Genomic DNA, 20,425 nt, shown 5'->3' on the forward strand with positions numbered 1-20,425 from the left:
TTGCTCAATTTAGGATATCCTTAATTTACGGGTCACTGTTTCAACAAATTTTTTGGCTACTATCCTGTAATCAAAATTCTCAACCACCCGTTTTCTGCCTGCCTTACCCAACTCAATCCTTTTTAAGGGGTGGTTCATCAGCTCAAGTAAAGCTGCAGCTATATCATCTACGTTTGCCCGATAATCTACCGTACGGGGGATATCAAATTCAACAATATGATTCTCCTCATAGCCTGCAGCTTTTCCTAAGGTAACCTGGTTTACCACAATATGCTGTGCTATATTAGCAAGCAGGGCAGTTTCGCCGTCAACCATTGTATCCAGCATACCCATCGCTTTCATGGATATAACCGGTTTGTGGCAGGCATTTGCTTCCACTTGCGACATACCAAAACCTTCCAAACGCGAAGGTGCTGCATAAATATCACACGCCCCCATTAAATAAGGTATAAAATTCCGCGATACAATGCTGTTTGCATAAACCACGCGTTCTTCAATACCCAGCTCCCGGGCAAGTTCCCGGTCAGCCTGGTTTTGCAGATCAGTACGTGGCTGTGGCCATACCTTGCAAACATATTTCCAGGGGGGTACTTTGTCTTTTATTAGGGCAAGCGCGCGCATTACTTCCTGCGCGCCCTTTGATGCTGCATCCCCGCCAATGGTAAGCAGCATCAATTCAGCAGGCGATATACCCAATGATGCTTTTACTGCTGCAATTTTCGGATCATCATTTTCACGGGGTATAAAAGCATCTGTATCACAACCCACGGGTAACACCTCAATATTTTCAACGCTTATTCCATCGCGCACATACATTTCCTTTACCCAGTTTGAAGTGACCAAAATCAACGGTAACTTATTCAACACATCCTGGTAATTGGCAATATAACCGTTGGCAACTAACCAGGGAACAGGCTGAACTCCAAATTTCTGCGGATGGAGGATCAGATCAGGCGTATGCCCCCAATAACCAATACCCGTTACCACGTCGGGTTTAAACCAGCGGTAATACCATTCCTTTTCCTGCGGGGATTCGCAATTTACAGCAAAGGTCTCCACACCCATTTCAATCAGGCCCTTGTAAAGCAGTTCACCTTGCGTTGCCAAACCGCTGGGAGACGGGGGATAATCATATAATAATAAAACTTTCATATATTATCTGTTAACCAACCAATCATAGGCCTGGTCGGCGCTTAAAAATTGCCAGAAGGCCTCTTCCCCTGGGGTAGTTTGCGCTTCCCAACTGTCCGGATTAAATCCGTATATATTTGTAATAATGTTATATTTCCTTTGCCAAATTTCATACGGTAATTCATAAAAAACAGGTGCGTTTTTTATCGCAACAGGAAAATGAGCCCTTTGATGATCTTCAAAAGCAAAAGGCCAAAATTCGCTGGTTGTCAATTTACCCGAGTGCCATAAACGGATAACGGCGCTGCCTATTTCCTCATGTCGGCGGTGCCTGGTATATTCCCCGTAAATACTATGGGTTATAATAAGGTCAAAGTGGTTCAACGGCAATAATGCAAGAATTGCATTTTCTACTTCGTGCTCTGGCAGTGGGCTTTGTTCGGGGCTATCATCCATATCCCCCATCGCGCCGTTTGCACCTAAAATATTTATTACATTTTCAAATTTGGGAGCGCGGTCGGGGTCGTTTTTCCGGCAAAGGCTGGCAATAAAACACTGCCAGTAAGCATTGCTTAAAATAGTCCCCCCGGCCCACAAGGTCTCATCATCCGGATGTGCCACAATAATGGCCACTGTCTTTGTTTTTTTGTCCATCAGGTCAATAAAAAACACTTATTCCCGTAAATAGTTTTTAAAGATTACGCCATGCATGTGAGTGGGCGTCCTGTGAAGTTGGGTAGTGGTGAATGGAGTTTTCACGTATTTTTTGTTTTTTATATACCCAAAACTGTCGAAAAGCGGGTATACAAAAGGTAGTCCGGGTAAATAAAAATGGTGCTAACTTTTCAGTCAACACCATTCTTGTTTTACTTGTTTCTTTTTAAGCGATGCCATTTTTCAAGTGCTTCCTTTTGAAGCAATTTGGTACGCTCTATTGCTAACCCTTGTTCGTCTTTTTCACAAAGCGGTCCTTCGGTTTTTATTACCGGTGCCCTTGGCTGGTTTGAAACAGCCGATTGATTTCTCTTTAATAACATAGCCTTTAGTTTTGTGTTAAACATTATCCGGCGACTGTTCGTCATGGTCCTTGTGAGCCTCCGGCTTAAGTTCCGACTGTATCAATTCTTTCTCAAATTTCTTTTCGTCCTTGATGTTCCTTTTGATCAGCCAGATTACCAGTATAGCCATCAGGACGATAAACAGACCGATCCACCAATAATTGATATCCATGACCTTTAAATTAGTGCATATTTATAGTGTTAACTCGGTGTATTTCTTTTTTCGTTTATACCAGGAGACCTGTTTCCTTACCACCTGGTAAAGCTGATCCAGGTCGAATGGTTTTTTAAGATAATCATCAAAGCCCAGCTCCCGATAATGTGCATCAATGTTGTTATCGCAGCTTATAGCAATTACCGGCAGGCCTGGAAAATGCGACTTGATCCATTGGCAAACCTGCTTGCCGGAGTGATTACTGAGCCAGCAGTCCAGCAGCACAAGCTTTGGGCGGTGCTGCCTGATCATATCCAGAACATTTTCGTTTTGATCAGTCAGGCTGTAAACACGGAATCCCTCCATTTGTAGAGCGATACTGAGCACATCTAAAGTGGCAGCATCGTTTTCTTGTACCATGATCGTTTCCATAAGCTTTATTTTTTTATCAATAAACAATAGAAACACCGGCAGAAATAATTTTGGTGTTGGTTGAATAAATGGTATGATTTTAACGTAGTGTTTGCCCCGTTAGTATATAATTAACAAAGAAAAAATCAGTCCCTTAATATGGGTTAAATTTGGGTACGCACCAGGCAAGGCCCCGAATCATTAGTGACACTAAAACATTCCATTTTTCAGGCTGTTAATTTAAAAAAGGAGGTTTTATGCCCTGGTATAACGGAGATTACCCGCCATCTTATAAAAATCAGCCAAAAAAGCTTCGGGAAAAGGCGGTAGAGATTGCAAATGAAGTGTTGAAAGATGGCGCTGAAGAAGGCATCGCCATTGCTACAGGATTGAAACGTGCGCGTCAGTTTTTTGCTAACCGAAAGAAAAAGGAAGCTAAATAACTACCCGAAAAGTTAGATTGACCCGGGCTGTCGTTGGGTTAGCGGATTTAGATATTCCAACAATTCTTTTGGCAATCTCGTGCGCTGTCCGGCTTCTGCAAAAAAACGCAGCTGTTCCATATAAGTCCCTCACCTCTCCCCTTTTAAACCGTTTCTACGTAACCAATGATGAACCTCGCCAGTTGTTCCTGTTCCGCAACGGTGAGTATTTCGCCATCATAAATCCAGTAACCCTGTGCATCAAACAATATCCTGCCTAAGTAATCAGGGTTATCTTCAAAGGCAGTATACAAGTGATAGCACAGCACAGCTCCCTTACTTTCCGTATCGGGCATTACCCGCACAATCTCGTCAGGGCCGCTTTTACGTTTAATCCATGCTTTTGCTTCTTTGGTCAACTCCATATTCTTCATCATGATAAAACAAATGTCAAAATTATTTTTTAATTCTTCATATAAATTGCTAAATTTATTAGCAATTTTACATTTCCAAATTGAACGTGTATGCCCGATACCAAAAAAAATATCATCAGTCAGCTCCGAAAGGATATTTTGCTTTTGGAGGGCTTTAAGCCGCCGGCAGCAGGCGCTGCTTCTGTTATGGGGTTGGGATCAGTCGAAGCCGCTTTTCCTAATGGTATTTTTCCGACCGGAACAGTACATGAATTTTTAGGCACAGAAACGGAGCAGGCTGCGGCTTGCGGTGGCTTCATGGCCGCGTTATTAGGCAGGCTGATGCAAAATGATGGTATAGGCGTATGGATCAGCACCTCCCGGAAACTATTTCCCCCTGCCCTCAAGGCATTTGGCATCGAGCCCGACCGGGTAATTTTTATCGATCTTCAAAAAGAAAAAGATGTGCTTTGGGCAATGGAAGAAGCCTTGAAATGCGAGGGGCTCGCTGCTGTTATCGGGGAAGTGCCGGAGATTAGCTTTGCGCAATCACGAAGACTGCAACTGGCGGTCGAAACCAGCAGGGTGACTGGCTTTATCCTACGTACTGATGCCCGTAAACTAAGTACTACAGCTTGTGTTGCCCGGTGGCAGATCACTTCAATACCAAGTGAACCGGAAAACAATATGCCGGGCATAGGTTTTCCGCGCTGGCAGGTGGAGCTGCTAAAAGTCCGTAACGGCAATCCGGGCGCCTGGCAGATGGAATGGGCAATAGACCGGTTTATACCTATCCACAAACCTGCCACCGAAAATGAATTACCACTGCAACCATTAAAGGCCGGTTAATATGCAAAAGCGTTTTGTTACCATATGGTTTCGTCATTTACTTACAGACTGGCTTACCCTCCGCAAGCCTGAATTAAAAGGCGTGCCTTTTGTATTTGCCGCACCCGATCACGGCCGCATGGTTATTACTGCAACAAACAAAGAGGCAGTATTACAAGCGGTTACTATCGGTATGGTAGCGGCTGATGCCAAGGCCATTGTTCCCTGCCTGCAGGTGATCGATGACATTCCCGGCAAAGATGTAAAACTGTTGACATTATTAGGCGGGTGGTGTATCCGTTATACACCTTTTGTAGCAGCCAACCCGCCGGATGGGCTGATACTTGATGTTACCGGCTGTACCCATTTATGGGGTGATGAAAAAGGTTTTTTAAAAGAAGTGCTTACCCGGTTAAGAGGTAAGGGTTTTGATGTACGGGCAGCAATGGCCGATACCATTGGTACCGCGTGGGCTGTTGCCCGGTTTGGGCAGGTTAAAGCCATTATTGAGCCCAACGGGCAAACTGAAGCTTTGCTGCCCTTACCACCTGCCGCGCTTCGCCTGGACAATATTATTACGGAGCGCCTGCAAAAATTAGGGTTTCGCAGCATTCGCAGCTTTATTACCATGCAGCGCTCTGCTTTGCGGCGGCGTTTTGGGCAAAACCTGCTTTTGCGGCTTGACCAGGCTTTGGGCCAGGCAGAGGAAGTAATTCAGCCATTGCAACCTATTGAACCTTACAGCGAACGGTTGCCTTGCCTGGAACCGATCAGGACAGCTATCGGGATTGAAATTGCGATTACACGCTTACTGGAAATGCTTTGCCTGCGTTTAAAACAGGATGGTAAGGGGCTGCGGACAGCCATTTTAAAATGCTACCGGATTGACGGCAAAGTAGAACAAATAGCCATCGGCACTAACAGCGCTACCCACCATATTCCGCATTTGTTCAAATTGTTTGAATTGAAAATTGCAACTATAGAACCCGCTTTAGGCATCGAGCTGTTTGTAATGGAAGCGCCGAAAGTAGAAGATGCATCCATAGTACAGGAAGCTTTATGGGCAGGCAGCCCCGGCCTGGAAGATACGGCAATTGCCGAACTGCTTGACCGGCTGGCAGGGAAAGTTGGCGCCAATGTTATACACCGTTACCTGCCGGTAGCACATTACTGGCCGGAACGATCGGTTAAAGCGGCCTGTTCACTCCAGGACAAACCGGAGATTGACTGGCGTACCGATAAACCACGACCTATATCATTGCTAAACGTACCCGAAACCATTGAAGTAACGGCGCTGATACCCGATAACCCGCCTATGCTGTTTATTTACAAAGGTAAGGTGCACCAGGTTAAAAAGGCAGATGGCCCGGAGCGTATTGAGCGGGAATGGTGGCTGGAAAACGGCGAACACCGGGATTATTATATGGTGGAGGATACTGATGGCAAGCGTTACTGGCTATTCCGCTTAGGACATTATTCGGGCGACAAAATGCACCAATGGTTTATTCATGGATTTTTTGCGTAAAAGAGGTAAATGATGAGTTACACCGAATTACAGGTCACATCCAATTTCAGCTTCCTGCGGGGAGCTTCTCATCCTGATGAGCTGGTGGAACAGGCTGCGGCCTATGGGTATTTGCGGATTGCCATTACTGACCGCAATACGCTGGCCGGGATTGTTCGCGCCCATGTATCCGCAAAAAAAATTGGTATTTCCATTATTCCCGGCTGCCGGCTGGATCTGCTGGATGGCCCAGGCCTGTTAGCCTACCCTACTGACAGGGATGCTTATAGCCGTTTATCCGGCTTACTAACAGTTGGCAACCTTAGAGCGGAAAAGGGTCAGTGTCATTTATACCGGGCAGATGTGTATGAACATGCTAAAGGCATAAAATTTATTGTTGTACCGCCAGCTTCGCTGAATAACCGGTTTGATTTTGAGAATAATTTTAAAAGCGCTTTAGCAGAATACCGCGAGGCGCTGGGATTGGAAGTTTACTTAGGTGCTATGCGCCTGTATAACGGTGATGATACCAAGCAGCTTTACCAGCTGTCTCAATTAGCAGAAAAGCTGGACATACCGATGGTAGCTACCAATGACGTGCATTACCATGAACATGCCCGGCGGGAGCTACAGGATATTTTAACCTGCGTTCGTGAAAAATGCACGATCCAAAATGCGGGTTTTCTGCTGCATCAAAACGCCGAAAGATACCTGAAACCCATAGCTGAAATGCAGCGCCTGTTCAGGCAATACCCTGATGCTATTTTGCGTACACAGGAAATCGCCGAAGCCTGCCGGTTCTCCTTAGATAGCCTGGAATATGTTTATCCCGAAGAAATAACCAGTGATGGCCGCACTCCTATGGAAGAATTAACCTTTTTAACCTGGCAGGGGGCTGAGGAACGATTTGGTGGAGCTATCCCCGAAAAAATAGAAAATACGATCCGGACTGAACTGGCCTTTATGGAAAAACGAAATCTGGCGGCCTATTTCCTTACGGTTCATGACTTTGTGCGTTTTGCCAGAAGCCAGCGCATCTTATGCCAGGGACGGGGTTCGGCAGCCAACTCGGTTGTTTGCTATTGTCTCGGTATTACCTCCGTTGATCCCTCCAAATTCAGACTGCTGTTTGCCAGGTTCATGTCTGAAGCCAGGAATGAACCACCCGACATCGATGTAGACTTTGAGCATGAACGCCGCGAAGAAGTAATCCAGTATATCTATAACAAATATGGCCGAGACCGTGCCGCCATTGTTGCCACAGTAACGCAGGAGCGGCAAAAGGGTGCAATCAGGGATGTGGGCAAAGCCATGGGCTTATCTGTAGATACCATTAACCGTTTATCCGCTTCTATCTGGGAATTTACCGATGAATGGTTTGAAGGCAAATTACTTACCAGCCAGGGCCTGGATCCCAAAGATCCGTATTTGAAAAAAGTACTGGAATTGACCGGCCAACTCATGGGTTTTCCGCGCCAGCTTGGTCAGCATACCGGCGGCTTTGTCATCACCCAAGGTAAATTATCCGACCTGTGCCCCGTGATGAATGCGCGGATGGAAAACCGTACCTGCATCGAATGGAACAAGGATGATATAGATGCATTGGGATTTTTAAAAGTGGATGTGCTGGCGCTGGGGATGTTGACATGTATACGTAAGGCGTTTGACCTGGCCAAACAGCATTACGGGCTTAACCTAACCTTAGCCAATGTTCCGCAGGATGATCCCGCCGTTTACGAAATGATCAGCCATGCGGATACCATCGGTGTTTTCCAGATTGAAAGCCGGGCACAAATGTCCATGCTGCCCCGCCTGCGCCCCAACTGCTTTTACGACCTCGTGATCGAGGTAGCTATTGTTCGCCCGGGGCCAATCCAGGGTGATATGGTGCATCCCTACCTGCGCCGCCGTAATAAGGAAGAACCGGTGGACTACCCCTCCAAAGAACTGGAAGAAATCCTGGGCCGGACATTGGGCGTGCCTTTGTTCCAGGAGCAGGCTATGGAGATTGCCATTGTAGCCGCAGGCTTTACACCAGCAGAAGCAGACGAACTGCGCCGAAGTATGGCTTCTTTTAAAGCCAATGGCAAGTTGTACCTATACGAAAAGAAAATAGTGGACGGCATGATGGCCAGGGGTTATGAGGAGGACTTTTCCAGGCGGATTTTTAAACAGCTACAGGGGTTTGAGGGCTACGGTTTCCCCGAAAGCCATGCGGTTTCCTTTGCGCTGCTTGTTTATATTTCCTCGTGGCTAAAACATTATTATCCCGATGTTTTTGCCACTGCCTTGTTAAATAGTTTGCCGATGGGCTTCTACCAGCCTGCGCAGATTGTGATTGATGCACAAAAACATGGTGTAGAGGTAAAACCGGTAGATATCAACCTCTCGCAATGGGATAACCTGCAGGAAGAAAAATCAGGCAGGTATTGCGCCGTTCGTTTGGGTTTCAGGCAGGTTGCTGGCTTGCGCGAAGAAGATATTGAGGCCCTGATTGCCGGAAGATTAGCCGGCTACTCTTCGATTACCGCTTTGCGCGATGCTGGTGTGCCGCAGGTGACATTGGAAAAGCTGGCAGACGCGGATGCTTTCTGCTCTTTAGGGCTCGATCGCAGGCATGCTTTATGGGAGGTATCCGCTTTAGGCGACAGACCGGTTGAGCTTTTTAAGGGCCAGCCGTCTGAAAGCGCGACCGAAATACAGGTAGCCCTGCCGCTCATGACAAAAAGCGAACATGTGGTACAGGATTATGCTTCAACGTCGTTATCGCTCAAGGCCCACCCAGTGAGTTTTTTACGCGAAAAATTGAAGTTGCTGCATGTTTTACCGGCAAAAGAACTGGGCACGGCCAAAGATGGCGATTTTGTAAAAGTAGCTGGTTTGGTGCTGGTACGCCAAAGGCCAGGTACCGCAAGCGGTATTTGTTTTATTACGATAGAGGATGAAACCGGAACAACCAACCTGGTGGTTTTTCAAAAACTGTTTGATCAGTACCGCAAAGAGATCTTACAGTCCAAACTCATCATGGTGGAAGGCAGGCTTCAAAAAGAAGGCGAGGTTATCCATGTCGTTTTAAAGCGTTGCTACAATTTTAATAAGCTACTGGGCAACCTCACCGCTGCCAAAAATGAAGACCTGCCGGTACTTACCTTATCCCGCGCAGACGAAAAAAGTGTGCCAGCCATTGCCCAAAAAGATGTTTTCCATAAGGGAAGGAATTTTAAGTAAATTATATAATTGAACCAACCCGTATAACAGGCAAAATGTGGTGGAATTTTTCCCGAAAAGCAGCATTTTTCTGATACAAATCCATGCGGGCAAAGTCTGTTTATACAAGCTTTAATCAAACACTTTTTAGCCAAAATATGTTAATATTTTGATCATAAAGTGATTCGGTATGGAAAAAGAAATTGGCTCACCAAACTTTGAAAAAAGGTTCCTGGAATGCAATGATAAGTTTAATACCATATTTAAGCAGACCAGTGCCGCCAGCAAGATCATTGCGTCGGATTTAACAATCCTAAAAGCAAATAATGCCCTGGCAGAACTACTGGGTTATTCCACCGCAGAAATCGAGGGCTCAAAAATTCTTGATCATGCCTGCGAAGAATATAAACAGCATTGGCATGAATTGCAGATGGAGCTTTGGTCAAAAAAAGTTCCTTTTTTTAAACTCCAGGCTTGTCTTCACAAAAAAGACCGATCCCTGGTATGGGTAAACGTGACAACGATTTTGTTTAAAGATGAAGGCGAAACCTTTGGTTTTACCGTATTAGATGACTACACTGGTTTGAAGCGTTTTGAAGAAAGCGAAAAACGCCTGAATATGGCGCTTAAGTATTCAAAAATGGCGGTATGGGAGCTGGATTTAAAGGACAACACGGTTTACCGTTCAGAAGGGCACGATGAAATATTTGGTTATGATCGGCAGCAGGAAAACTGGAGTATAGAAACATATTTCCCGCATTTGTGGAAAGAAGACCTGCCAAAGTTCCAGGCAGCGATCAACTCCTTACCCGAAAGTGATATGATAGACTTGCAAGTCCGGCTTGTTACCCGGGACGGTTCGGTTAAATGGGTAAATTTCCAGGGGAAAACAGAGACTGATGCTACAGGGAAACCTTTGAAGATATTGGGAACCATCAGCGATATAACCAAAGATAAATTAATAGAACGCCATAAAGATGACTTTATCAGCATTGCCAGTCACGAACTGAAAACACCTATTACCAGTTTAAAGACCTCTCTTCAGCTATTGGACAGGATGAAAGATGGTTTAGCCGACCGGTTAAAAACATTAATTCTTCAAGCGAATAAGAGCGTTAATAAAATTGTTATGCTGGTTGATGACCTGTTAAACGCAAGCAAGACTTATAGGGATCAGCTGGATTTAAAAAAGACAACCTTCAACCTGTATAAGGTCGCAGAAGAATGTTGCAATTATCTACGCGTCGAAGGATTCCCGCAGGTCGTCATTAATGGTTCGAAAGAACTCGAAGTTAACGCGGACGCAGAGCGGATTGAAAGAGTAATTGTAAACTTCCTGGGTAACGCGGTTAAATATGCCCCGGAATCGAAGGAGATCCATATCCGGATTGAGCAAGTTGCGACAACAGTAAAAGTATCGGTAACCGACAGGGGTCCGGGCATATCGGCTGATAAGCTGCCCCTCCTTTTTGACCGCTACTACCAGGGGAATAGCATGGAAAGTCAATATTCCGGCCTGGGTTTGGGATTATTTATAAGCGCAGAGATTATCAGGAAACATGGCGGCGAAATAGGCGTTGATAGTAAGGTGGGAGAAGGAAGTACTTTCTGGTTTAAAATTCCGATATAACGCTTATGCTGCTTGCTTAAGCTTCTATTTTAGGAATATGTTTCCTCAATATCCTGTAAAGCAGATCCAGGTCAAAGGGTTTGGCGATATAACCATCAAAACCAAGCAGGCTGTACTCGTGGTTAATATTACTATTGCAACTGGTAGCAATAACGGGCAGATATGGGTATTTATTCTTGACACTGTGAAGCACCTCCAGGCAGCGATAGCCGGTTAAACGATAATCCAATATGACCACATGCGGCCTGACCCGGTCTATCAGGTCCAGAAAACCTTCATCAAAATCCATTATCGGGTAAACCTTAAAATTTTCCATCTCCAAAGCCTCGGTAAGGATTTCTAAAATAGCTTTGTCGGTATCCTGTACAATTATCGTTTCCATACCTGTATGGTTTAAGTAAATGCCCGAAGAGAAGGGTTTGTAAAGGACTAATTAACTTGATTTCAGGGCCCCACAAAGATATTAATTAAATTATTAAGATACAGAAACGTATACTTCAATCATCTGATTACACCGGCGAAAATCGCCAGGCGCAATAATAATTGGTTTCATATGGACTGCAAAACGATTCTTGCAACGCTCATTGTTACTTTATCACCCGTTTGTTTCCCTTAATATCAAATATAACAATGCTTTTCATGCTATCATCAACCTGTAAAAACCGTGCAGATTGCGACAGGAACGAGTTACCATAATAAAATTCATGTTTTGTCTTTCGCCCGTCGTTATAAATGATCATGGCGTAAGCATCCAACTCGGCGGCGGCTATGGTTTTAATCTTTGCATTTAGCTTAAATAACTTCAAAGCATCCTTGTTCTGGCTGGCAGCTAATAGCATGTTGCCGGTCTTATCACGCAGCTTTACCAATGCTTTTCCATTACCAGGGATATAAATACCACTTTGCAAAATGCTAAGTGGTTTAAAACCGCCTTTACCATCACCTTTTAACATTAAACCGTTCAGGGCATCGTAACGGCCAACAGACGCATCAGCGCCGTAGTCATTGCCATTCATCACCACATCAAGGTTTCCGTCACCATCAAAATCGCCGGTCTCCATGCCATTTAATACAGACACCTGGGCTTCAACCGGTAAGGGAATGAGTGCGAACTTACCATTGCCATCGTTACGTAAATAGCATGATTTTAACAGGTTGGCTTTGAGCCTTAAGGCCCCGTTTAGTTGTTCGGGCGTGAGCATATCCTGCAGGGTAGCTGTGGCAAATGATTTATAATTGGTATACTTCTTTTTAAGGCTGATCATTTGCTTTAACTGATCTTCGCGCCCATGCAACGGGAACTCCTTTTTATCTCCGGTAACATCAGGAAAAAAAACGGTTGGGATAGTGCTGTAGCCACTGCCATCAAAGTTTTTAGCTGTAATGTATATCGGATACTGGTCGCTGGCTTGTAACAGGCTGTTTTGGCCAAGGTTGCCCACAATATAATCGGTACGCCCGGTATGCCTGAAATCGCCGCCGGTTATGGTATTCCACCATCCCAGTTTATCACTTATGCCCGATTTTGCGGTGGTATTTACAAATCTGCCATGATCATTTTTAAGGAACGTTATGGGCATCCATTCACCGGCCATGATCAAATCTGGCCAGCCATCGTTGTCAAAATCGGTAAACAGCGCATCACAAATCAGCCCGGCGTTTTTTAATGCAGGAGCCGCCTGGGCAGTAACATCGGTAAATTTAATGTGGCCATGTTGGCTATCGTTCCTTAAAATAATGCTGGATACGGGTTGCGGATATTTCCATGGCTCAACCCGTCCTGAAATAAACAGATCGAGCTTGCCATCCTTATTATAATCGCAGGCCCTTACACACAGTTTACTGGTAAAGTTTGTGGGTAGCGCATCTGTTGCCAATGTAAAATTGCCCTTTCCATCATTTAAATAAAGCCTGTCCTGGTATTCGGGGCTATTAGCAGCTGCCTCATAGCCACCACTTGCTGCATACAAATCCAGTTTACCATCGCCATTGGCATCAAAAAGTAATAAGCCGGCGTCTTTATACTTTCCCTGATTTTGCATGCTGTTCTTAAGCAGGTCGCGCTGCACAAATTTACCGTTGGGTTGCTGCAAAAACACCTGGGCCGGAAAGTTGGAGTTGCCGCCTATAACCATATCATCCAGCCCATTATTATCTACATCGCCTACCGCCAAAGCCGGGCAATACTCTGATAGTTTATGCGGTAAAAGTTTTTGAATGTTAAAGTCGACAAAATTAGCATCCTTGCTCACATAGCCTATTCCCAGGGAATCTGTAACTTCTTTAAACAGCGATTTTGTATAAACTTCGGGTAATATCGACGAGTAATTATCTTTAGCATCGGCAATGTTTACGATTATCTTTTGATCAGCCTTTGCATGAAGCAATACCTGCTTTTTGCCCCGGGGCCATTTTATCACTACCGAATCAATCTTGCTCACCCTACCTAAGCCAAAATGGGCAATACCCTGTACGGTTGATAAATATCCCCGGTACGGGTTGTTTTCATAAACCTGTTGCTTGCCTTTATCATAAAATATTGCCACCAAAGCACCCAGACCATTAATATTTTGTTTATCTCCCTTAAAGCCGATTTGCAGGTAATGGGTGCTATCTGATTTCTTTTTATCGTCCCGTGATGTATTGCGGTATACCGATGCTTCATCATTGATATTGTTTACGACCATATCCATAGTGCCATCATTATCCAGATCGACGTAAACTGCCCCGTTAGAAAACGTTGGTGTGCTCAGCCCCCAGCTTTTACTTACATCCCGAAAAGTAAGATCGCCATTATTTTGAAAAGCATAGTTGGGGATCTTAATTTGAGGAATTTGTTCCAGCACCGTTTTCTTGGGGACTGCTGCGTAAGCCTGCTGTCGGTAGGTCATAAAGTCACGGTCAGAAACGTCCTTAGGAAAACCGTTGGTAACGATAAGGTCGCGGAAACCGTCGTTATTAAAATCGGTTACCAGTGGTGTCCAGCTCCAGTCTGTTTGCGATATACCGCTCATAAACCCTACCTCGCTGAATGCCGGGCTGCCTACTACCCCATTCTGGCCTAAACGCGGTCCCTGGTTAACCTGTAACGTATTGCGCACATATTGATACTGCGTTTTAAACATATCAAAAAGCTGGAAGATTTGGTAGCTGTTGGCACCGAGGATCATTTTTTTACGATAATTATCCTCGGGGTTCATATCCAGCTCTATCACATCGGCCAGGCCATCGTTATTAATATCCACAATATCCTGCCCCATGGCGTTGTAAGACGTGTGCTTAAAATATTCTTTTGACCTATCGGTAAAGGTGCCGTTATGGTTGTTGATATATAAAATATTACTGGATACAAAATCATCGGATACATAAATATCTTTCCAGCCATCGCCGTTAATATCAACGGTAGTAGCGGCATGGCCAAAGCCATCTAAATTGATGCCTGCCTGCCCAGATACATTATGAAATACGGCATGATGTAGGTTTTCGTCCCAGTCATTACGGTACAGTTGCCCGGTGCTGCTGTTGCTGGCGCGGGTAGTCTTGCCAAAAACGTTGGGGTAATAGGCCGATGACGCGGTATTAACGGTAAGATACATATCCAGGTCGCCATCGTTATCGTAATCAAAAAAGCTGGCCATGGTTGATTGTTTGGTCAATTCCAAACCATACGCCTTGGCTTCATCTTTAAAATGAGGGATACCATCCTTATCAAGCCCCTGGTTTATGTATAAAATATTTTTTCGGCGCGATGAATCGGGATAAATGGTATTACATACGTAAATATCAGTTAATCCGTCGTTATTAATATCAACAACGGCAACACCGCGGCCCCAACGGCCCATGCCGCTTACACCGGCAGCATTGGTCATATCCTCGAATTTAAAATCGCCTTTATTAAGATACAAGCGATTGGATACCAGGTTGCCCGTAAAATACAGATCCTGTAAGCCGTCGTTATTAAAATCGCCAACGCCTACGCCTCCTCCATTGTAAATGTTGGTTAGATCCAACGGATTAATAGTATCATTCTCGATTATTTCATTGTTAAAATGAATACCCGAGTGAGATGAGGAAATTTGTTGAAAGAGCGTTTCCCTTTTGCAAGAAAATACACTTAACAGACAGCAAACAAACAAAGCTTTGTATAATATCTTCATATAATTGTAGTGTATATTACACAACTTGCCAAAATTTATAAATCAGCAAAAATGCTGTATCTTTTTTTGATACAGCATTTGTATTAACGTAAATAAATAATTTTAATTAATAGCCCGGATTTTGGGTAAGGTTTGGATTAAGCCCCCTTGCCTGTTGCGGGATGGGTAATATATCACGTCCGTCTGGTAAAGCAGTGCGCCAAACACCATGCAGCTTTCCATCGGCAGTTGGCCCATATGGATATGGCTGAGGGGTTATAGTAGCATCTGTGCCATAATTAGTATGGATAAAATCCTGTGCATAAGTTTTACCTGTGGTACTTTTGCCAGCTCTGCGCAATAGATAAAATAACGAATATTCACCGGTTAGTTCATGCCTGTACTCGCTTAAAACCATCTGCATCGGATCTGTTATTGCTGTAGTAGGTTTGCCATCAAAAGTAAGCCCATCTTTCATAACTGCCGGGGCCGATCCGCCAAAAGCTCTGTCTCTAACCACTTTAATATCAGCTAAGCCTCCGTTAACATCGCCGGTGCGAATTTTACATTCGGCTCTGCTTAACAATACTTCTGCATACCGCATCAAAATCTGGTTTTGAGCGCCGAAAATAGTCGATGAGCCGTTAGCACCTGTAAGGTTTGGATCGCGCCATTTTTTTGCACAATAATATCCCGAACGTGTAAGGTCATCGCCATACCACGGCTGCCTTAACGCGCCGCAGGTATTGATAATTTTGCCGTCATCGCCGGCGTAAGATGGATATTGTTGTGTAGCATTATCTTTAACACCGTTTGCAAACCCAGCTTGTACTACAGCATAGCCTTTAATACCACCCCATTTGGCAATTATACCCGGGCTTTTAATCTCATCGCCAGGGCCTATAATAGTTACTCCTTTGCGCAAATCACCGTCCTGATATGAATACCACAAACCTGGGTTACCATAGTCATATCCAAAGCCGCTTATTTCATGAGGCCAGCTAAAGTCATCTATCCAGGCAACTTCACCGCCATTTTGCCAGCCGCCATCCCAACTTTGTGAACCTTGAACATCAAACTGGATCTCAAATAACGACTCGTCATTATTCTGATGATCAAACTCATGTACATCAACAAATTTTGGCAATAAATGATAATTTGCCGTAAGCTCGGTATTATTAAAAGCGGCTAATGCAGCTGCATAATCTTTAAGCCACATTTGAGCAGAACCTTCGTAAGCATAGGCGGAGCCTTTTGTAGCGCGCCCCAGATCCTTAGGGTCAAGCGTTGTTTTTGAAAGCAAAAGGGTTTCCGCCTGTTTCATATCGGCTACTACCTGCTTAAACACCTCATCCTGTGTATTACGTGGTGTTAAGCCATTCGTTGATGCTTTCAACTCCAACGGTACACCACCAAAAGTTCCTGCAAGGTAATAATAGCTCATTCCACGTAAAAAGTAAGCTTCACCTAATAACCTATTGCCTAACGCTTCAGTTACTACACCTTTTGTTTTTGCTTCTGCGATGATCTCCAATGCAGAGTTAGCCCTGATAATGTCAACGTAAGCGTTGTTCCAAAAGGTAGACAAAGCTCCAAAATCCGGACCAATAGCATAATAGTTCCATGCTATATCCGCACCATCGTTATACCAGTCATGTGTTTGGAAGTTGGCATAATACCAAATCGATTTTTTTAACAAGTCGCTATTCTGATAACCGTCATAAATGCTGTTTACCAATGCAACAACATCCGACGATTTTTGAAAAGACGCGTCTTTTGTAGACGAGAACGTATTGGTTTGATTTAAAAAGTTCTTTCTGCAGCTAATCGGGATTAGCATTGCAGAGAACATAGTAATGATTACTATATTTTTCTTATTCAGTTTCATATCTAAATATTTTATCTTCCTTATTAAAATGTTACGTTTAAGCCGATGGTATAAAACCTTGATGATGGATAAGTACCGGCATCTACACCATTTTGGGTGGCGTTACCACCTTGTACACCAATTTCCGGATCAAGCCCCGTATACTTGGTGATAGTGAACAAGTTTTGAGAAGAAACGTAAAACCTTACTTTTGATAACGATATAGTTTTTGTTAACGAAGAAGGCAAAGTATAACCTACGGTAAGATTTTTCAGTTTTAAGAAACTACCATTTTCAACCCAGGTACTTGAAGGTAATACGTTACCGTAAGGCCCGTCATTATAATGAATTCTGGCATACCTGTTTGATTGATTAGCTGATGTCCAGGCATTTTGATAGTATTGCTGGCTTATGTTTTCAATACCAACAAAGCCGCGGTTTGAAAAGCTTTCCAAATTGCTCTCCTGGTAGTTTAAAATTTTATTGCCATACACGCCATAGAAATAAGCGTTAAAATCCCATGATTTATAAGAAGCGTCTAACGTAAACCCGCCAAAGAATTTAGGCTGCGGGCTGCCCAGGCTTACCTGGTCATCCGGCGTCACATGCCCGTCGCCATTAACATCTGCGTAATAACGATCGCCCGCGCCTGTTTTAGCCTGCTGATAAAAGGTATTTCCCTTTGCAACAGCCGCTGCATTTGCCGCAGTTATTTGCGCTTGAGTGAAAATACCAATTGTTTTGTAACCATAAAACTCGCCCACAGGCTGACCTATGTTGGTTTTGGTAAACGTAGACCAACCTGGCCCGGTTAAACCCAAGCCGCCAAAATTGGTAACAAATGTAGTTCCAGATGTAATACCTGTAAGTTTATTTTTAATTACAGAAACTGTTAAGCCTAAACCGTAATGAAAACCGCTTACACTATGGTTATAGTTTGCAGCAAACTCCCAGCCCTTATTACTCATAGTACCCACATTTTGAGTTAATGAATTATAACCGGTTTGAGCAGGTGCCGCAAGGCTTAGTAAGAAATCCTGAGATTTTCTGTTAAACCAATCAACTGTAACAGTAAGTTCACCGTGTAAAAAAGATATGTCTCCACCAATATCTGTTTGATAGTCGGTTTCCCATTTCAAGTTTTCATTTGATGGCTGCACTGATGCAATGCCGGCATAGTAAGTACCGTTGCTGCCCCCGGTTTTACCAAACGGATAACCCAGGTTACCGCTGCTTGCCGCCGGCGCGCCCGATGAATATAAGGCCTGGTACTGGAATGGATTAATAGCGCTCTGGTTACCTACTTTACCATAGCTTCCTCTAAATTTCAGGTCATAAAGCCAGTCTACTCCTTTTAAAAAAGATTCCTCTTTGGCTTTCCAAGCGACTGCTCCTGATGGAAACACACCATACTGATGGCCTGGTGCAAATTTAGATGATCCGTCGCGCCTTACGGTACCTGTAATGATGTATCTATCGGCAAATTTATAGCTTAACCTTGCAAATTGCGATGCAAAAGAAACAATGTTTTGACCGTTACCTGTATTTGAACCCGACGGGTTATTTGCCTGCAGTAATAAGTTTGTTCCCTGGTTTAAATCTTTGGTAACATTGTTGTACGGGATAACACTACCAGCCATACCGTTCCAGGTTGTTTCCTGTTCAGACACACCGCCAACAAAGCTGATATTATGCTTGCCAAAAGTTTTATCGTACGACAACGTATTTTCCCAAAGCCAATCGAAGGTACTGTTAATACTTTGACTATATAAAGCATTGCCGGTTGCACCGGCGGCAGCGCCGTACTGATCAATTATACGCGTATCAGATGGCTGAAAAAAAGAGCCTGAATAACCGGTATAATTAATACCTGCCAATGTTTTGATTTTAAGCCCGTCGAAAAGTGTAGCTTCTAATGACGAATTAACCAAAAAGTAATTTGTTCTATTTTTATACTCATTTTTGTTAATGCTATAAATAGGATTGCCATATTTAGCTACATAACTGTAAATTGGATTGAAAAAACCATAATTACCATTCCCGTCGCTTATCTTGTTGGTAACTTTGTTGCCACCATCAAGGGTTGGTGGTAATTGATTGATGTTTCCTAACCCATTACTTCCGGTACCAAATGGAGTTTTTGAATCCTGGAAGCTGTATTTTGAACTGGTTGATGACCGTAGCCATTTAAGAGGTTGATAATCTAAATTATTACTTAATGTAAGTCTTTTAAAGTATGAACCCAGTACTATACCTTTTTGACCAAAATAACCTATAGAAGTTGCCGATTGAACCTTGTCGCTACCACCGCGAATAGCTATACTGTAGTTTTGTGTTAAACCCGTACGATATATTGCTTTTTGCCAGTCGGCATTGGTTAATGCGGATGGATTATTCCAGGCAGGCAATACTGTAAATTGCTTATCCGGGTCGTCAGTTTCCTGTTGTTTTGCCAATGTTGCAAACTGTTGTGCATTCAAAAGTTTATACTCCTGAGGTCTGCTTTGAAAAGCGCTATAGGCATCTACCGTAAGTTGTACGCCGTCTTTTTTACCTTTTTTTGTGGTTACAATTACAACACCGTTAGCAGCCCTTACACCGTAAATCGCTGTGGCCGATGCATCTTTTAATACATCTATAGATGCGATATCACTTGGATTTATGCTACCTATACCGCCGTTTAACGGATAACCATCAACTACATATAATGGACTGTTACCGCCGCTTGCCAAGCTACCTGTACCTCTTATCAATACGGTTATATTACCGCCGGGGCTGGCATCATTGTTAGTTACCTGCACACCTGCTGCACGGCCTTGCAGTGCCTGATCAACCGAAACAACGGGCGCTTTAGCGATGGTTTCTGCCGAAACAGAACTTACCGAGCCGGTAAGGTCTTTACGTTTTGAAGTACCATAACCCACAACTACCACCTCGTTAAGAGCCTTATTTTCCGGAGATAATTTTATGTTTATTGTTGCGTTGCCACCAACTGCCACTTCCTGGCTTGTATAGCCAATGAAGCTAAATATCAGTGTGGCGTTACTGCCTGCGGTAATTGAATAAGCGCCTTCGGTATTGGTGCTTGTTAACGCACCGCCGCCTTTTACCTTTACGGTAACACCCGGTATTGGCAGCCCGTCGTCGGAGCCGGTTACCTTACCGGTAATTTTACTTTGGGCATACCCAGACATACTTACCAGCAATAGCGCTAAGTTGATCCAGATTAAAGCCACAAATTTTTTGATGTGTAGTTTTCCTCTCATACATTATTTTATTAGAATTTGAAAATTGGTTTGTGATCAAAGCGTTTCAATATTTTTTATCAAGCGAAAAAAATTACTGAACCTTGATACCAAATCTATGCAACAGGCGCAATCGATTGTAACACATATGTTAAAATTGATACAACAAATGTTACGCAGTATTAAATACCTAATTGACAATTATTTACAAGCAACACGGAGTAATAAAGGTTAAAAATGCATCATATATAGTATGCTATTGCCCTGTTTTATGGGGTATAAAATGGCCCGGTTTTTATCCTTAAACCATTGCGTTACATTTGTAAAATACAAGGAACAGGCTGCCTGTTTAGCTGCAGCAAGGCGAGGAACCAATGGGCTGGCTTATCAACTGTTAAAACGTTAAAGGGTAGAAAAGC

15 protein-coding genes are annotated in these 20,425 nt (G+C 43.8%); 5 read left to right on the top strand and 10 right to left on the bottom strand.

Going from position 1 to position 20,425, the window contains the following annotated elements; translation table 11 throughout:
• Positions 1-9: 9 nt before the first annotated feature.
• The 5 genes from AC1DQW_RS08775 to AC1DQW_RS08795 form a co-directional block, all read right to left on the bottom strand.
• Positions 10-1,152, bottom strand: coding sequence for a glycosyltransferase family 4 protein (locus tag AC1DQW_RS08775; RefSeq protein WP_477453739.1), 1,143 nt, complete (start codon positions 1,150-1,152; stop codon positions 10-12).
• 3 nt (positions 1,153-1,155) lie between these two features.
• On the bottom strand, positions 1,156-1,785 hold the full coding sequence (locus AC1DQW_RS08780; protein WP_477453740.1) for a PIG-L deacetylase family protein: 630 nt from the start codon (positions 1,783-1,785) through the stop codon (positions 1,156-1,158).
• Positions 1,786-1,997: 212 nt separating this feature from the next.
• Complete coding sequence (locus AC1DQW_RS08785; RefSeq protein ID WP_477453741.1) at positions 1,998-2,168, bottom strand: hypothetical protein; 171 nt, start codon at positions 2,166-2,168, stop codon at positions 1,998-2,000.
• Positions 2,169-2,184: 16 nt separating this feature from the next.
• Positions 2,185-2,361 (bottom strand): hypothetical protein, encoded by a 177-nt coding sequence (locus tag AC1DQW_RS08790; protein ID WP_477453742.1) that lies wholly within the window; start codon positions 2,359-2,361, stop codon positions 2,185-2,187.
• A 21-nt stretch (positions 2,362-2,382) separates the two neighbouring features.
• Positions 2,383-2,775 (bottom strand): response regulator transcription factor, encoded by a 393-nt coding sequence (locus tag AC1DQW_RS08795; protein ID WP_477453743.1) that lies wholly within the window; start codon positions 2,773-2,775, stop codon positions 2,383-2,385.
• Between the two features lie 236 nt (positions 2,776-3,011).
• On the opposite strand from AC1DQW_RS08795, the gene AC1DQW_RS08800 reads away from it, so the two are divergent.
• On the top strand, positions 3,012-3,197 hold the full coding sequence (locus AC1DQW_RS08800) for a DUF2188 domain-containing protein (protein WP_477453744.1): 186 nt from the start codon (positions 3,012-3,014) through the stop codon (positions 3,195-3,197).
• 143 nt (positions 3,198-3,340) lie between these two features.
• Here the strand turns inward: AC1DQW_RS08800 and AC1DQW_RS08805 are convergent, their stop codons facing one another.
• Positions 3,341-3,613: a hypothetical protein gene (locus AC1DQW_RS08805; RefSeq protein ID WP_477453745.1), complete on the bottom strand. Its 273-nt coding sequence runs from the start codon at positions 3,611-3,613 to the stop codon at positions 3,341-3,343.
• 87 nt (positions 3,614-3,700) lie between these two features.
• On the opposite strand from AC1DQW_RS08805, the gene AC1DQW_RS08810 reads away from it, so the two are divergent.
• The 4 genes from AC1DQW_RS08810 to AC1DQW_RS08825 all read left to right on the top strand — a co-directional run bounded on the left by AC1DQW_RS08810 (position 3,701) and on the right by AC1DQW_RS08825 (position 10,758).
• Positions 3,701-4,438 carry an ImuA family protein gene (locus AC1DQW_RS08810; RefSeq protein WP_477453746.1) on the top strand — a complete coding sequence of 246 codons (738 nt, stop codon included), beginning with the start codon at positions 3,701-3,703 and terminating at the stop codon, positions 4,436-4,438.
• A 1-nt stretch (position 4,439) separates the two neighbouring features.
• A complete protein-coding gene (locus AC1DQW_RS08815; RefSeq protein WP_477453747.1) occupies positions 4,440-5,942 on the top strand; it encodes a Y-family DNA polymerase in 1,503 nt (500 codons plus the stop codon).
• 9 nt (positions 5,943-5,951) lie between these two features.
• Complete coding sequence (locus tag AC1DQW_RS08820) at positions 5,952-9,149, top strand: error-prone DNA polymerase (RefSeq protein ID WP_477453748.1); 3,198 nt, start codon at positions 5,952-5,954, stop codon at positions 9,147-9,149.
• A 169-nt stretch (positions 9,150-9,318) separates the two neighbouring features.
• The gene (locus tag AC1DQW_RS08825; protein WP_477453749.1) at positions 9,319-10,758 is read left to right on the top strand and encodes a PAS domain-containing sensor histidine kinase; all 1,440 of its coding nucleotides are present in this window, start codon (positions 9,319-9,321) and stop codon (positions 10,756-10,758) included.
• Between the two features lie 16 nt (positions 10,759-10,774).
• Here the strand turns inward: AC1DQW_RS08825 and AC1DQW_RS08830 are convergent, their stop codons facing one another.
• The 4 genes from AC1DQW_RS08830 to AC1DQW_RS08845 all read right to left on the bottom strand — a co-directional run bounded on the left by AC1DQW_RS08830 (position 10,775) and on the right by AC1DQW_RS08845 (position 20,027).
• Positions 10,775-11,140, bottom strand: coding sequence for a response regulator (locus AC1DQW_RS08830; protein ID WP_477453750.1), 366 nt, complete (start codon positions 11,138-11,140; stop codon positions 10,775-10,777).
• A gap of 205 nt (positions 11,141-11,345) precedes the next feature.
• Positions 11,346-14,915, bottom strand: a complete 3,570-nt coding sequence (locus AC1DQW_RS08835) for a VCBS repeat-containing protein (protein ID WP_477453751.1) — start codon at positions 14,913-14,915, stop codon at positions 11,346-11,348.
• A gap of 106 nt (positions 14,916-15,021) precedes the next feature.
• Positions 15,022-16,782, bottom strand: coding sequence for a RagB/SusD family nutrient uptake outer membrane protein (locus AC1DQW_RS08840; protein ID WP_477453752.1), 1,761 nt, complete (start codon positions 16,780-16,782; stop codon positions 15,022-15,024).
• A 23-nt stretch (positions 16,783-16,805) separates the two neighbouring features.
• A complete protein-coding gene (locus tag AC1DQW_RS08845; RefSeq protein ID WP_477453753.1) occupies positions 16,806-20,027 on the bottom strand; it encodes a SusC/RagA family TonB-linked outer membrane protein in 3,222 nt (1,073 codons plus the stop codon).
• Positions 20,028-20,425: the final 398 nt, after the last annotated feature.

The sequence above is a fragment of the Mucilaginibacter sp. P5_A4 genome (assembly GCF_056400605.1).